We start from the raw sequence: 13792 nt of genomic DNA on the forward strand, positions 1-13792 counted from the left end.
TGTGAGTTATAAGATAGCAATCATAGAGATTTCTACATTTACATTTTTGGGCAAACAGGCAACTTGAACGGTTTCACGTGCTGGAGCTGTTTTTTCGTCAAAATAACTACCATAAACAGTATTGATGTTAGCAAAATCATTCATGTCCATAATGAATATTGTTGTTTTCACCACATTTTCAAATGTCATTCCAGCTGCTTCAAGCACCGCTTTCATGTTTTCCATTACTTGTTTTGTTTCAATAGTAATGTTCTCGATATTTAATTCACCTGTTTTTGGGTCTAAGGCGATTTGTCCAGAGGTGTACAAAGTGTCTCCTTTTAATACAGCTTGGCTGTAAGGGCCTATTGGAGCTGGAGCATCAGCTGTGAAAATTATTTTTTTCATAATAGTAGTTTCTTTTGATTAATATGTAGTACTTCTTTTATCCCATTTAATGTCACTCAATACGCCAGATTTGATTCCGATAAAGAAGCCCCAGTTTGCATTGGTTCCAAAAGGTGTCCAGTTAAAATCCATTCTCCAACTTAGTAAATCTCTTTCGAATCTAAGTTGTGTATAAGTGACTCCGTTTTGAACAAAATCATAACCGGTAGATACACCCATTTTCCATTTAGGTGTTAAATCGGCATTGGCAGATATCATGATAGAGTTTCCGGTAATTTCCTTTTCTCGATTTGTATTTCCATAAGTCAAGGAATAAGCAAATGTCATATCCCAAGGAAGTTTAGACTTAAAAAATTTCGATATTTTATCAGTTCCTTCGTCTTCACTGCCGTCAAATTGACTTTTTGAGCTGTTGTTAACAACGGTATTTTTTCCGAAAAGATCATCTTCACGTCCACCATTTCTTTCACCCTGGGTATTCTTATCTTTTTTATCTTTTTCTCGGCTAGAAATAGAATAATTTAGAGTCATATTGGCACTGGTCATTCTAAATAGACTTCCGCCATTATTAATATTAAATGTGTTGATTCTTGTCCCTGAGTTATTTATCGCATAAGGGTCTAAGGTCGTGGCAAAATTTACATTCATTTTGTTTTGAAATAGCTGCGTTCCACCGCTAACCCTAAAAGGAGCTAGGGCTAGTGAATTTACTCCATCAGCATTCAAGTTGTAGCTTGTAGAAACGTTTAAGTTGTTTAATAACATTACTTTCTTTGGTTCCACTTTTGTACTGTCTCGGTCTCGTACTTTGGCTTCAAATGTGTTGCTCAAATCAAATCCTACAATGTTTGAGTTACTCAATCCAGGTGAGCCGTAGATTCCGCCTTCAAATCGAGTGTATTGTTTGGTGATCGTTCCAGTAGCATCAGATGCATAGGTGTCATAGTATTTTTCGAAACTAGGGGTGTAACTATAAGAAACCGAAGGTCTCATGACATGCCTAATAGACTGTATTTTTTTGTCTTTTCCAAAATTAAATGTCCCATATATAGTTGTTCCTAAACTTGAAGAAAAAGAATAAGTTCTATAAGCATCAAAGCCATTTACGGTTTTATCAACAACTTCGCTTAGGTCAGTGTCGTATTTACGGCTAATGGTTTTAGCATACCATACTTCTTCATAATTAACACTGGTTGAAGCACTAAAATATTTAAAAAGTTTAAAGTTAGTGCTTAATGGTATGCTATGTTGCATTCCTATTTGAGCATCTTTAAACATTTCTGGCTTGAAAAATAAAGTGTCAGTAGTAGTGTAACTGTTTCTACCATTCAAGTTGTATTGTAAGTTGATGTTTTTAAAGAAACCTTTCTTTACCCCATCTTTACCTACAAATGGGTAAATACGGTCTACACTTAACTGTAAAGTAGGCAATGTCATATTGATTACTTGTGTTTGGGTGTTTTGAGAATGAGTTGCAGATAAAGACATTCTGACTTGTGGCACAGAATTGAATGTTTTTGAATATGAAACAGAGGAGCTTAAAGTATTATTAAGGTTTGACCCAATGTTTGCTTGATTGATGGATTGTTGGAAGTATTTACTACTACCTAAGTTTACTGAAGCAGAGAAGCTAGAATTAGGACTCGCTTTTGAATCTCTGGAGTGTGACCATTGGATGTTGTATATTTTTTGCTTGGCATAGTCAGGATAGCCGCGTTCGCTGGTGATTAAGTTTTCGTAACGAAAATTGATATTACCTCTATAAGCATAACGTTTTGCGTAAGATGATTCAAATCGCAGTCCGTAACTACCATTTGTGTAGTAATCCCCTAGAAAGGTTAGGTCGTAATTATCGCTTAAAGCAAAATAATAACCTCCGTTTTGTAACGAGAACCCCCTTGTGTTAGAATCATTATAACTTGGAAGTATTATTCCCGAAATGTTAGTTTCTTTACTCAGTGGAAAGTAAGCAAAGGGTAGTGCTAGTGGTGTAGGTACATCAGCAATTACCAAATTTGTCAATCCAGTAATGACTTTTTTTCCAGGTATAAATTTTACTTTACTAGTTTGAAAGTAATATTCGGGTTTTTCGATATTGGTTGAAGTGGTGAATCGTGCACCTTTTAAAAAGTAAACAGAGTCATTTTCTTTTTTGGTGATGGCGGCTTTTATTCTAAATTCACCTTGTTCAGACCTTGAATTCCAAATCAGTGCTTTTTTCGATTTAAAATTAAAGCGAATAGAGTCTGGCTCGACTTCATTGGTTCCTTGTTTAAAATGAGGGTATTGGGTATATTTCCCGGTAGAATCTTTTATTCTTCCAGCGTAGACCTCATTTTTTTCATAGTCCATAACAATTATTCCCGCAGTCAATTCGACATCTTGGTAATAGAGTTCTGCTTTGTCGTATAACGTAATGAGCTTTTTCTTTTGATCAATTTTAGCATATTTATCAGCCTTGTATTTTACTTTACCATCAAGGAAAGCTTTTTTAGGTTTTATGCTGTCGATTTTTTTTACAGTATCGGTTTCTTTTTTTAAATCTAATTTGGTTTGATTTAAGTTGGCATTCGCAGCAACGGTAGTTTCTGCTTGCTTTTTACTAGGAATTGCGTTTCTTTTTTTTGAAATATCTTGCGAATACAGTTGATTGCATCCCAATGAAAGAAAAAATGATAGTAAAACGATATTAAATAAGTTTGTCTGCAAAGGTTTAAATACTATTTTTGTAAAATTATGGTCTGTTTTTTGATCTGTTAAATGTACAGATAGTTTTTTGGCAAAAATAGTCAAATAAAAAAATTATAACAGTAGTCTTTCAATTAAATTAACTTTTAAAATGGTATTCAAATATAAAAATCTTTTTTTCAGTGTACTCTTACTTACATTCTTCTGTAATTCGATGTTCTCACAATCCAATCAAAAATTCACTGTAATTCTTGATGCGGGTCATGGTGGGAAAGATTACGGAGCGAATTATCATGGTTTTGTAGAGAAAAAAGTAACATTGGCTATCACGCTCAAAGTAGGCAAGATTCTGGAGAAGTACCAGGATATTAAGATCATCTATACCCGAGATTCAGACGAATTTATTGAACTGAAGGAAAGAGCAGGTATTGCCAATAGAAATAATGCCAACTTATTTATATCAATACACTGTAATGCCAATAGAAATACAAGTGCAAGCGGAAGCGAAACCTATGTAATGGGAATGTCGCGTTCCAATATGAATTTTGAGGTTGCAAAATCGGAAAACTCGGTAATCTTTCAGGAGGACAATTATAAAGAAACTTACAAAGGATTTGATCCCAAAAATCCAGAAACACTAATTGGTTTAAAATTGATCCAAGAGAATAACTTAACAAACAGTATTAGTCTAGCAACAAAGATTCAAGATAACTTTGTTAATTATGATATCAAATCAAGAGGAGTAAAGCAAGAGCCTTTATGGGTTCTAGATGCATCTGTGATGCCAGGAGTTTTGGTTGAAACAGGTTTTATTTCAAATCGTGAAGAAGGAGCAAGATTAGATTCAGAGTCAGGACAGTTAGAGAGTGCAACTGCTATAGCACAAGCAATTTTAGAGTATAAAAAAGAATATTTTGGAGACAGTGCAGATGCAGCCAAAATTGAAAGACCTAAAAAATACGTACCAACTGAGCAACCGAAACAAGTTGATACTGTTGTTCAAAAAACAAAAATAGAGACAGCGTCCAAGCCAGTTACAAATGCTAGTGGGATTATCTTTAAAGTGCAAATTGCAGCAAGTAGCCGAAAATTAGAACTGCATTCTAAAAATTTTAAAGGGTTGAGTTCAATTTCATCAGAATATGATAATAGGGTTTATAAATATATGTACGGTGAAACTTCGGATTATAATCAAGCCAAAAGTTTATTAGATCAAGCTAAGTCAAAGGGTTATGGGTCTGCTTTTTTAATTGCATATAAAAATGGTAAAAAAATCAGTATTCAAGAAGCCATTAATTAACTTTAAGTTCAAATTTTTATATTAAATTTGTAAAAAATACGTACATTTTGAAATTAACAAGAGAAATTAAGACAGCAGTTTTAGTAATTGCTTCTATATTATTATTTATTTGGGGTTATAGTTTTTTAAAAGGAAGAGATCTTTTTACTAGTTATAAAAAATTATATGTAGAATACGAGTCCGTTGAAGGTTTAGTTATGGCTGCGCCAGTTACGTTAAACGGTCTAGTAGTGGGGAAAGTTAGTGATATTACGATTAATCCAAGTAATGGTTTATTATTAGTTGAGCTACAAATCAAATCAGAGTTTCCAATATCTAAATCAAGTTTAGCCTCTATATACGAGCCTAGTTTGATAGCTGGAAAGCAAATTGCAATTGAGCCAAATTTTGCTGACAAAAATTTTGTTGTAAGTGGAGGTAGATTAAAAGGGAATGTGCAACTGGGACTTACAGGCAAAATAGGCGATAAGCTAGTTCCGCTTGAAGATAAGTTAGAAAAGATTATGGATAACGCTAATAATTTAATTACAGGCGTAAATAATGTTTTAGATAAAAAAGCACAAGATGATTTAAAAGTGACTTTAGCAGAATTGAGTAAAACAATGGAGCAGTTTCACAAAGCGTCCATTGGTATCAACTCCATTTTAGACGATAATAAAACTCAGATTCATGGAGTTGTAACAAACTTTAATAAGATTTCGGGAGATTTTTCAAAAATATCGGATTCTTTGAATAAAGCGAACCTTGGTAAAACAGTAAGAAACTTGAATCAAACATTGGCAAAGGTAGATGGTATTATGAATGGTTTGCAATCTGGTAAAGGAACCATGGGTAAACTATTATCTGACGATGCTTTGTATACTAATTTATCAAAAACATCCAAGGAGCTAGAACTATTGCTTCAAGATGTTCGATTGTATCCTACAAGATATGTCAATGTTTCTCTTTTTGGAAAGAAGAATAAGCCTTATCAAGCACCTGTTAACGATACCATTATTTTAAAATAAAACAACTATTTATGAGTTACTTAGATAATATCTTATTTGCCATTGTATTGGCTATCGGTTTTGGTTATTTCTTTATGAATCTAAAGAAAATTTACCGTAACATTAATTTAGGTATCGATGTAGATCGCAAAGATAACCCTAGCGAAAGATGGAAAAACATGGCAATGATCGCTTTAGGGCAATCTAAAATGGTCAAAAGACCCATTGCTGGTGCTTTGCATATTGTAGTTTATTTGGGTTTTATTATCATCAACATTGAATTGATTGAGATTATAATTGACGGTCTTTTTGGGACACATAGAGTATTTGCTTTTTTAGGATCAACTTATAACTTTTTAATAGCTTCATTTGAAATTTTAGCACTACTAGTTTTAGTAGCTGTTTCTGTTTTTTGGATTAGAAGAAACGTAGTGCGTTTAAAACGTTTTATGAATCCAGAGATGAAAGGATTTCCTAAAAATGATGCCAACTACATTCTATACTTTGAAGTAGTATTGATGAGTTTGTTCCTTTTAATGAATGCTTCTGATTTGCATTTGCAAAATGTTCCTAACGGTTTTTCTCATTTCATAAAGGCTGGATCTTTTCCGGTGAGTCAGTTTTTAGAGCCTTTGTTCAACGGAATGTCCAATGAATTGGTAATGCTGCTTACAGAGGTTTTCTGGTGGATGCATATTGTTGGGATTTTGATTTTTATGAACTATTTGTATTTTTCAAAGCACCTTCACATTCTTCTAGCGTTCCCTAATACATATTTTGCTAATTTGAATCCTTTAGGACAATTTGATAATTTAGAGGCAGTTACTAAGGAAGTGAAGATGATGATGGATCCTAATGCTGATCCATTTGCGGCAGCGCCAGCACCAGCAGAAGGAGAAGTGCCAGCTAAATTTGGAGCAAGCGATGTTCAGGACTTAAATTGGGTACAGTTATTAAACGCCTATACTTGCACGGAATGTGGTCGTTGTACCTCTTCTTGTCCGGCAAATCAAACGGGTAAAAAACTATCTCCTCGTAAGATCATGATGGATACTCGAGATAGAATGGAAGAAGTAGGTAAAAATATTGATGCCAATAAAGGGATCTTTATTCCAGATAACAAAACATTACTAAACGATTATATTACCGCAGAGGAGCTTTGGGCTTGTACGTCATGTAATGCTTGTGTTGAAGAGTGTCCGGTAAATATTAGTCCGCTTTCTATTATTATGGATATGCGTCGTTATTTAGTCATGGAGCAAAGTGCTGCACCGATGCCTTTAAACGCTATGATGACTAATATAGAAAATAATGGAGCACCATGGCAGTTTAACCAGCAAGATAGATTGAACTGGAAAGATGAAGAATAGTTGTTACAGCCGTAACCAATTATTATGCATATTATAACAACGATTTAAAAAAATATATAATGTCAGAAAATTTAATAGTGCCAACTATGGCCGAAATGCTTGCTCAAGGAAAACAACCAGAAGTATTGTTTTGGGTAGGTTGTGCAGGAAGTTTTGATGATAGAGCTAAAAAAATAACAAAAGCATTCGTTCGAATATTAAATCGTGCAAACGTGCCTTTTGCAGTATTAGGTACTGAGGAAAGTTGTACCGGAGATCCAGCGAAGAGAGCAGGAAATGAGTTTTTATTTCAAATGCAAGCCATGATGAATATCGAGGTTTTAAACGCATACGAAGCTAAGAAAATTGTAACCGCTTGCCCGCATTGTTTTAATACTTTAAAAAATGAGTATCCAGAACTAGGTGGTAAGTACGAAGTAATTCACCATACGGAGTTCTTAAAATCATTGTTAGACACAGGTAGATTAACTATCGAAGGGGGGCAATTTAAAGGAAAGAGAATTACTTTTCATGATCCCTGCTATTTAGGTAGAGCTAATAATGTGTATGAAGCACCTAGAGATTTGATTTCAAAACTAGATGCTGAGTTAGTCGAAATGAAACGTTCTAAAGCGAACGGACTTTGCTGTGGAGCAGGTGGCGCACAAATGTTTAAAGATGCCGAGCCTGGTAATAAAGAAGTAAATGTTTTAAGAACCGAGGATGCATTAGAAGTGCAACCAGATATTATTGCTGCAGGATGTCCTTTTTGCAATACAATGATGACAGATGGTATTAAAAATAAAGAAAAAGAAGCAGACGTAAAAGTGATGGACATTGCAGAGTTAATTGCCAATGCTCAAGACTTGTAAGCATGAAAAAAATCTTTTTTTTATTTTTTTTATTTTGTACAGTTGTAGGTCATTCGCAAGATGTATTAGCGGTAATAGGTAGAGAAACTTGTGAATGTTTAGATACAAAAAAGCTGGATTTTAAGAAATTGAGTAAAATGGAATTACAAACTCAGATAGGTTTGTGTATGATTCAAAGCTATTCTACCCACAGTGCTGAGTTCAAACCCGAAGATAAAGTAACTCTTGAAAATACGGATGGGATGCGCAAGTTGGGTGAAAAAGTAGCTGTAAAGATGCTCACCGTTTGTCCAGAAACAATTATTGAAATGGGTAGGAATTCAATTGCTCAGGAGGATATTCAAGAAGTAATAGAGGAGGAAGATGCTTTTATTGTAGGGGAGGTTACAGAGATAAAAACGGAACAGTTTATTACCTTGTACGTAAAAGATAAAAACGGCAGAAATTATAATTTTTTGTTGTTGGATTATTTTCAAACCGCCGCTTTAATTACAAACAACGAGTTAAAGAAAAAGGATGTGGTGAAAGTGAGTTATACAGAATTAGAACTGTATGATACCAAAAATAAAGAGTTTAGATATTATAAAATTATAACAGACTTAGAGAAGCAATAATCATTTGTTTTATCGAAAGTTGACCAAATAAAAAATACTATGTACGTACCATTTGAAAATTTACCCGAAGAATCCAGAATTTGGATTTACCAATCGAACAGAAAGTTTTCGGATGCGGAGTTTGCAGATATTGAAAAGGATTTACAAACGTTTCTAGAAGGATGGGCAGCACACGGCACCAGTTTAGAATCATCTTATCAATTAAAATACAATCGTTTTATAATCTTGGCTGTTAATCAAGAAGTGCAAGCAGCAACAGGTTGCTCCATAGATTCATCGGTGGAGTTTATCCAAAGTTTAGAGAAAAAATATTCCGTTGATTTGTTAGACAAGATGAATGTAACTTTTAAATTAGGAGAACATATTGCACATAAACCATTGATTGATTTCAAGAAAATGGTGAAAGATAAAGCAGTCACGGAGCATACAATTGTTTTTAATAATCTAGTGAACAATATTGAAGAATACAATGAATCGTGGGAGGTTCCAGCACTAGACAGCTGGCACAGTCGCTTTTTTTAAAATAAAAATACTTTAATGAAAAATATAGACATCAGAAATTATTTTCTTTATGTCTTATTTTTTTTTGTAGCCAGTTGTGTTGGTACAAAAAATAATAAGTCCAATGTTGTTCTCACTCATATTCCAACAACGGTAAGCGATTTTAAAATTGAGGAACCAAAAGAAGATAAATCCAAAGAAGAAACTGCTCTTTTTAAATTAGCACCACAAGGTGTGAAATGGGTAGATAGTATTTATAGCGGACTTTCGTTTGATGAAAAATTAGGGCAGTTGTTTATGGTGGCGGCTTATTCGAACAAAGATAATTACCATGTTAATGCTATTGATCGGTTAATTACCGAGAATAAAATAGGTGGTTTGATTTTCTTTCAAGGTGGTCCTTTGCGTCAAGCTAAATTGACGAATAGGTATCAAGCCAAATCAAAAATACCGCTGTTTGTAGGGATAGATGCCGAGTGGGGATTAAGCATGCGCCTGGATTCTACTTATACATATCCATACAATATGACATTGGGTGCAGTGCAGGATATGGCCCTTATTGAAAAATTAGGGAATCAATTAGGGGAGCAAAGCAAGCGAATGGGATTGCAGTTTAATTTTGCGCCTGTTCTAGATATAAACACCAATCCTAAAAATCCGATTATTGGTTTTCGTTCTTTTGGCGAAGACAAAAATAACGTTACTGATCGAGCAGTTGCTATTATAAAAGGAGTACAAGCCAGCGGTATATTTGCAACAGGAAAACACTTTCCGGGTCATGGAGATACAGACACGGATTCGCATAAAAGTTTACCAACAGTAAATTTTTCGAAAGAAAGATTGGAAACGACCGAGTTTGTACCTTATCAAAAAACGTTTGATGTGGGATTAGCTTCAGTCATGGTCGCGCATCTTAATGTGCCAAGTTTAGAACCTAGACCGCGTTATCCATCGTCTATTTCGTATAACGTAGTAACTAATGTGTTGCAAAAAGAACTGGGCTTTAAAGGTCTTATATTTACAGATGCCTTGAATATGAAGGCTGTAAGTACGTATAAGAAAACGGGCGAAGTAGATTTGGATGCTTTTTTGGCAGGAAATGATATTTTATTATTTCCAGAAAATGTCCCTGTAGCTCTTGAAGCTTTGAAGAAAGCCTACCAAGATTCTTTGTTTACCGATGAAAGATTGGAGTTTTCGGTGAAAAAAATATTAAAATTTAAATATTTAGCAGGCTTACATTTGTATCAACCTGTCGTGCTGGATCATTTGTATCAAGATATCAATTCGAGTAAAAACGAAGCTTTAGAATATCAATTGTATGAAAATGCAATTACCGTTGTTAAAAATGAAGGGGCTATTTTGCCAATTAAAAATTTAGAAAATCAAAAGATTGCCTACGTAAAAATAGGTGATGGGTCAAATAGTACTTTTTTGACTACTTTAAAAAAATATGCCGATGTTGTGGAAGTTTCGGACGTGAATATCGATAGTTTACAGCTCAAGTTAAAAGAGTATTCGACTGTCATTGTAGGCTATCATAAAACCGATGCTGCTTTTAAGGACCACGATTTTACATCGAACCAGTTGTGGAAATTAGCTGTTATAGCTAAGAATAATAATGTGATTCTAGATGTGTTTACTTCTCCTTATGTGCTGAATCAAATAAGTGATTTTTCGGGTTTGAAAGGGGTTGTGGTTTCTTATCAAAATAATGCTATTGCACAAGAGGTTTCGGCCGAACTTATTTTTGGAGCTATAACGGCAAAGGGTAAGCTACCTGTTTCGATTGCTAATAATTTCAAGGTTAATTTTGGTTTAACTACTGAGAAGCTTAATGTTTTGGGCTTTACAGCGCCCGAAAATGTAGGTATGAACCCATTGGTTTTAGCCAAAATTGACAATTTGGCCAATAAAGCTATCAATGGCAGGATGACTCCAGGATTGCAAATACTTGTGGCTAGAAAAGGGAAAGTAATTTATCAAAAATCCTTTGGGAACCCTACTTATGACTCGCCAGTAAAAGTAACCAACACAAATCTATACGATGTTGCTTCCTTAACAAAGATTCTATCCACTTTGCCCAATGCGATGTTGCAGTACGATCATCAAAAATTGAATATGGAAACAAGGTTAGATTCCATGTTGCCTATTTTTAAAAATTCTAATAAGGCCGATATACATTTCAAAGAATTACTGTCGCACTATGCTAGGCTACAAGCTTGGATTCCGTTTTATAAGGCTACAATTGATAAAGATGGTAGTCCATTAGATCAATATTATAAAAAAAATGCCGAACCAAATTTCAATATCAAGGTAGCAGACAGTTTGTATTTACGATCAGATTATGATGATACTATTATGAAAATCATCGTAGATAGTAAATTATTGCCTCAAAAGAAGTATAAGTACAGTGATTTTACTTTTATGATTTTAAAAGAATATCTGGAGAAAACAACGGGTAAAAAACTGGATGTATTAAGTACGGAGAACTTTTACAAACCACTAGGGACTTACAATACGATGTATAATCCATTGAACAAAGTGGCTCGTGACAGAGTGATTCCGTCAGAAATTGATACTTATTTTCGTCATCAAGTCATTCAAGGCTACGTGCATGATATGGGCGCGGCTATGGAGGGCGGCGTAGCAGGACATGCAGGTGTTTTTTCGAATAGTATGGATGTGGCTAAAATAATGCAGCTTTATTTACAAAAGGGAAATTATGGCAACCGTCAGTATTTTTCTGAAAAAACATTTGATGATTTTAACACCTGCTACTTCTGTGCCGAAGGGAATAGGAGAGGAGTAGGTTTTGATAAACCACAATTAGGAACAAGCGGACCAACATGTGGCTGTGCATCTATGACTAGTTTTGGTCATACAGGTTTTACAGGTACAATGGCTTGGGCGGATCCTGAGCAGGAAATTGTCTATGTTTTTCTTTCGAATAGAACCTTCCCTTCTGAAGCAGCAAACAGATTGTCCAAAGAAAATATTCGAGAAGACATTCAGGAATTAATTTATGATGCCATAGTGAAGTAAAAGGCTGTGTTTCGATAGAGCGAAAGTTAAAATCAGAATGGCTATACTGCATTTATATATTTAAAAGGGGATATTACTTCTATTTTCCTTAAATTCGTTTTATTAAATTACATACATGAAAATTGCAATAGTTTGTTATCCTACATTTGGAGGAAGTGGCGTTGTCGCTACAGAGTTAGGGCTAGAATTAGCTAGACTAGGTCATGAAATCCATTTTATTACTTATAGTCAACCCGTTCGTTTGGCGTTGTTGAACCCCAATGTACATTACCACGAAGTAAATGTTCCAGAGTATCCTTTGTTTCATTATCAACCCTATGAGCTGGCATTGTCCAGCAAATTAGTCGATATGGTGAAATTGCATAAAATTGAAATTTTACACGTTCATTACGCTATACCTCATGCGTATGCAGGGTACATGGCTAAGCAAATGTTGAAGGATGAAGGCATTGAGATCCCAATGGTAACAACGCTGCATGGAACAGATATTACATTGGTGGGGAATCATCCGTTTTATAAGCCAGCTGTTAGTTTTAGTATCAACAAGTCGGATGTGGTGACCTCTGTATCTCAGAGTTTAAAAGACGATACCTACAGCTTATTCAATATTAAGAAAGACATCCACGTCATTCCTAATTTTATCGAACTAGATAAAAACAGTAATGATCCCAGTATCGCTTGTCGTCGTTCTGTAATGGCGAAGCCTAACGAGCGCATCATTACCCACATTAGTAATTTTAGAAAGGTAAAACGCATTCCTGATGTGGTTAAGATATTTTATAAAATTCAACAAGAAATCCCAGCCAAGTTAATGATGGTAGGGGATGGTCCAGAAAAAGAAAAGGCCGAGGCTTTGTGTCAGGAACTGGGTATTTTGGACAAAGTAATCTTCTTTGGGAATAGTAACGAAATTGATAAGATATTAAGTTATTCTGATTTGTTTTTATTGCCTTCTGAGACTGAAAGTTTTGGACTAGCAGCACTAGAAGCAATGGCTTGGAGTGTCCCAGTGATCTCTAGCAATTCAGGTGGTTTGTCTGAAGTAAATTTTGAAGGAATCTCAGGTTATCTTAGTGATGTAGGTAAAACTGATGAAATGGCAATTAATGCATTAAAAATTTTAAGAGATGACGAAGCGCTTTTAAAATTCAAAAACAATGCGTTAACAGTGGCCAAAAAATTTGATATTAAAAACATTTTGCCTTTATATGTAAAGCTATACGAAAAGGCCATTAAAAAATATTCGAAAAAGAAATAACATTGCAATCAACTAATAAAATGAAAAAAGCAGCAACAATATTGCTCGGATTGGTTTTCTTTTCTTGTGCTACAACAACAGCAACAAAAAGTACGGACAAAAAACCATTGTTTGAGGTTTTAACCCAGCAATCTGATGGAGGTGGAAACATTCATTTTTTTGAAATCCTGTCTGAGCCTAATGAAATAAAAATGCTACAAGGTGATAAAAACCTTAAAAATCAAATTTCTCCGCTTGATGTTCAAAACTCAAATTTTGTCATTCTCAATATGGGAGAAAAAAACACAGGAGGCTACAGTATTACGGTTGACTCGGTTACTGAAACTGATACTAACATCGTTATTACAGTAAAAGAAACAAGTCCAGAATCGGGTAGTATGGTAACGCAAGCATTTACGTATCCTTTTTGTGTAGTGAAGATCAATTCGAAAAAAGGGATTATCATAAAATAAAAAAATGCCACTATTTCTGAGGGCACTGAAAAAGTGTTTCTAATAAATTAAGACCTAAAAAGGAGTAGATATCTATTGATTTCTACTCCTTTTTTCTTATATTTAAGTCTAATTATAAGTGTTTTTTAGATGTTAATACAACAACAAACAATACAATTCAGCGAGCATTCTTCATTGTATGATTTAATAGTGCCAAAAGAAAATCTATTAAGAAAAATCAATGATTTGATTGATTTTTCTTTCATTTATGATGAATTGTTAAATAGGGCTTGCTGAAAAATTGCAAATCCAATAAAACACAGGTATTTAGAGTTACTTTTTCTTGTTTAAATGCAAAGAA

At 34.4% G+C, this 13792-nt stretch carries 11 protein-coding genes and 1 pseudogene; 10 read left to right on the forward strand and 2 right to left on the reverse strand.

From position 1 onward, the window contains the following. Positions 1-6 precede the first annotated feature (6 nt). Both H8R24_RS14870 and H8R24_RS14875 read right to left on the reverse strand, forming a co-directional pair. Positions 7-387: a RidA family protein gene (locus tag H8R24_RS14870; RefSeq protein ID WP_187020524.1), complete on the reverse strand. Its 381-nt coding sequence runs from the start codon at positions 385-387 to the stop codon at positions 7-9. Positions 388-405: 18 nt separating this feature from the next. Then, positions 406-3180, reverse strand: a complete 2775-nt coding sequence (locus tag H8R24_RS14875; RefSeq protein WP_187020522.1) for a putative LPS assembly protein LptD — start codon at positions 3178-3180, stop codon at positions 406-408. A 46-nt stretch (positions 3181-3226) separates the two neighbouring features. Here H8R24_RS14875 and H8R24_RS14880 point away from each other — a divergent pair, with 46 nt between their 5' ends. From H8R24_RS14880 to H8R24_RS14925, 10 genes and pseudogenes are all read left to right on the forward strand, one after another. Further along, positions 3227-4375 (forward strand): N-acetylmuramoyl-L-alanine amidase family protein, encoded by a 1149-nt coding sequence (locus H8R24_RS14880; RefSeq protein WP_187020519.1) that lies wholly within the window; start codon positions 3227-3229, stop codon positions 4373-4375. A gap of 47 nt (positions 4376-4422) precedes the next feature. Further along, complete coding sequence (locus tag H8R24_RS14885; RefSeq protein WP_187020516.1) at positions 4423-5382, forward strand: MlaD family protein; 960 nt, start codon at positions 4423-4425, stop codon at positions 5380-5382. Positions 5383-5393: 11 nt separating this feature from the next. Next, on the forward strand, positions 5394-6731 hold the full coding sequence (locus tag H8R24_RS14890; RefSeq protein ID WP_187020513.1) for a (Fe-S)-binding protein: 1338 nt from the start codon (positions 5394-5396) through the stop codon (positions 6729-6731). A 59-nt stretch (positions 6732-6790) separates the two neighbouring features. Further along, positions 6791-7582 (forward strand): (Fe-S)-binding protein, encoded by a 792-nt coding sequence (locus H8R24_RS14895; protein WP_187020510.1) that lies wholly within the window; start codon positions 6791-6793, stop codon positions 7580-7582. Positions 7583-7584: 2 nt separating this feature from the next. Then, positions 7585-8196 carry a hypothetical protein gene (locus H8R24_RS14900; protein WP_187020508.1) on the forward strand — a complete coding sequence of 204 codons (612 nt, stop codon included), beginning with the start codon at positions 7585-7587 and terminating at the stop codon, positions 8194-8196. A gap of 39 nt (positions 8197-8235) precedes the next feature. After that, a complete protein-coding gene (locus H8R24_RS14905; RefSeq protein ID WP_187020505.1) occupies positions 8236-8718 on the forward strand; it encodes an ABC transporter ATPase in 483 nt (160 codons plus the stop codon). A gap of 15 nt (positions 8719-8733) precedes the next feature. Beyond that, positions 8734-11742, forward strand: a complete 3009-nt coding sequence (locus tag H8R24_RS14910) for a glycoside hydrolase family 3 N-terminal domain-containing protein (RefSeq protein WP_187020503.1) — start codon at positions 8734-8736, stop codon at positions 11740-11742. Between the two features lie 115 nt (positions 11743-11857). Continuing rightward, positions 11858-13000, forward strand: a complete 1143-nt coding sequence (bshA, locus tag H8R24_RS14915) for an N-acetyl-alpha-D-glucosaminyl L-malate synthase BshA (protein ID WP_187020500.1) — start codon at positions 11858-11860, stop codon at positions 12998-13000. Between the two features lie 20 nt (positions 13001-13020). Beyond that, entirely contained in the window at positions 13021-13452 is a 432-nt protein-coding gene (locus H8R24_RS14920) for a protease complex subunit PrcB family protein (protein WP_187020498.1), read from the forward strand. Between the two features lie 129 nt (positions 13453-13581). Then, positions 13582-13725, forward strand: a pseudogene (locus H8R24_RS14925) (IS5/IS1182 family transposase); the annotation flags it as partial. Between the last annotated feature and the right edge of the window lie 67 nt (positions 13726-13792).

Source organism: Flavobacterium muglaense (genome assembly GCF_014305155.1).
Lineage (GTDB): Bacteria > Bacteroidota > Bacteroidia > Flavobacteriales > Flavobacteriaceae > Flavobacterium > Flavobacterium muglaense.

Excerpts from the sequence above, each read along its gene's own strand:
- H8R24_RS14870 (WP_187020524.1), bottom strand. The coding sequence starts at position 387 with ATGAAAAAAATAATTTTCACAGCTGATGCTCCAGCTCCAATAGGCCCT.
- H8R24_RS14895 (WP_187020510.1), top strand. The coding sequence starts at position 6,791 with ATGTCAGAAAATTTAATAGTGCCAACTATGGCCGAAATGCTTGCTCAA.
- H8R24_RS14910 (WP_187020503.1), top strand. The coding sequence starts at position 8,734 with ATGAAAAATATAGACATCAGAAATTATTTTCTTTATGTCTTATTTTTT.
- H8R24_RS14880 (WP_187020519.1), top strand. The coding sequence starts at position 3,227 with ATGGTATTCAAATATAAAAATCTTTTTTTCAGTGTACTCTTACTTACA.
- H8R24_RS14920 (WP_187020498.1), top strand. The coding sequence starts at position 13,021 with ATGAAAAAAGCAGCAACAATATTGCTCGGATTGGTTTTCTTTTCTTGT.
- H8R24_RS14905 (WP_187020505.1), top strand. The coding sequence starts at position 8,236 with ATGTACGTACCATTTGAAAATTTACCCGAAGAATCCAGAATTTGGATT.
- bshA (WP_187020500.1), top strand. The coding sequence starts at position 11,858 with ATGAAAATTGCAATAGTTTGTTATCCTACATTTGGAGGAAGTGGCGTT.
- H8R24_RS14900 (WP_187020508.1), top strand. The coding sequence starts at position 7,585 with ATGAAAAAAATCTTTTTTTTATTTTTTTTATTTTGTACAGTTGTAGGT.
- H8R24_RS14890 (WP_187020513.1), top strand. The coding sequence starts at position 5,394 with ATGAGTTACTTAGATAATATCTTATTTGCCATTGTATTGGCTATCGGT.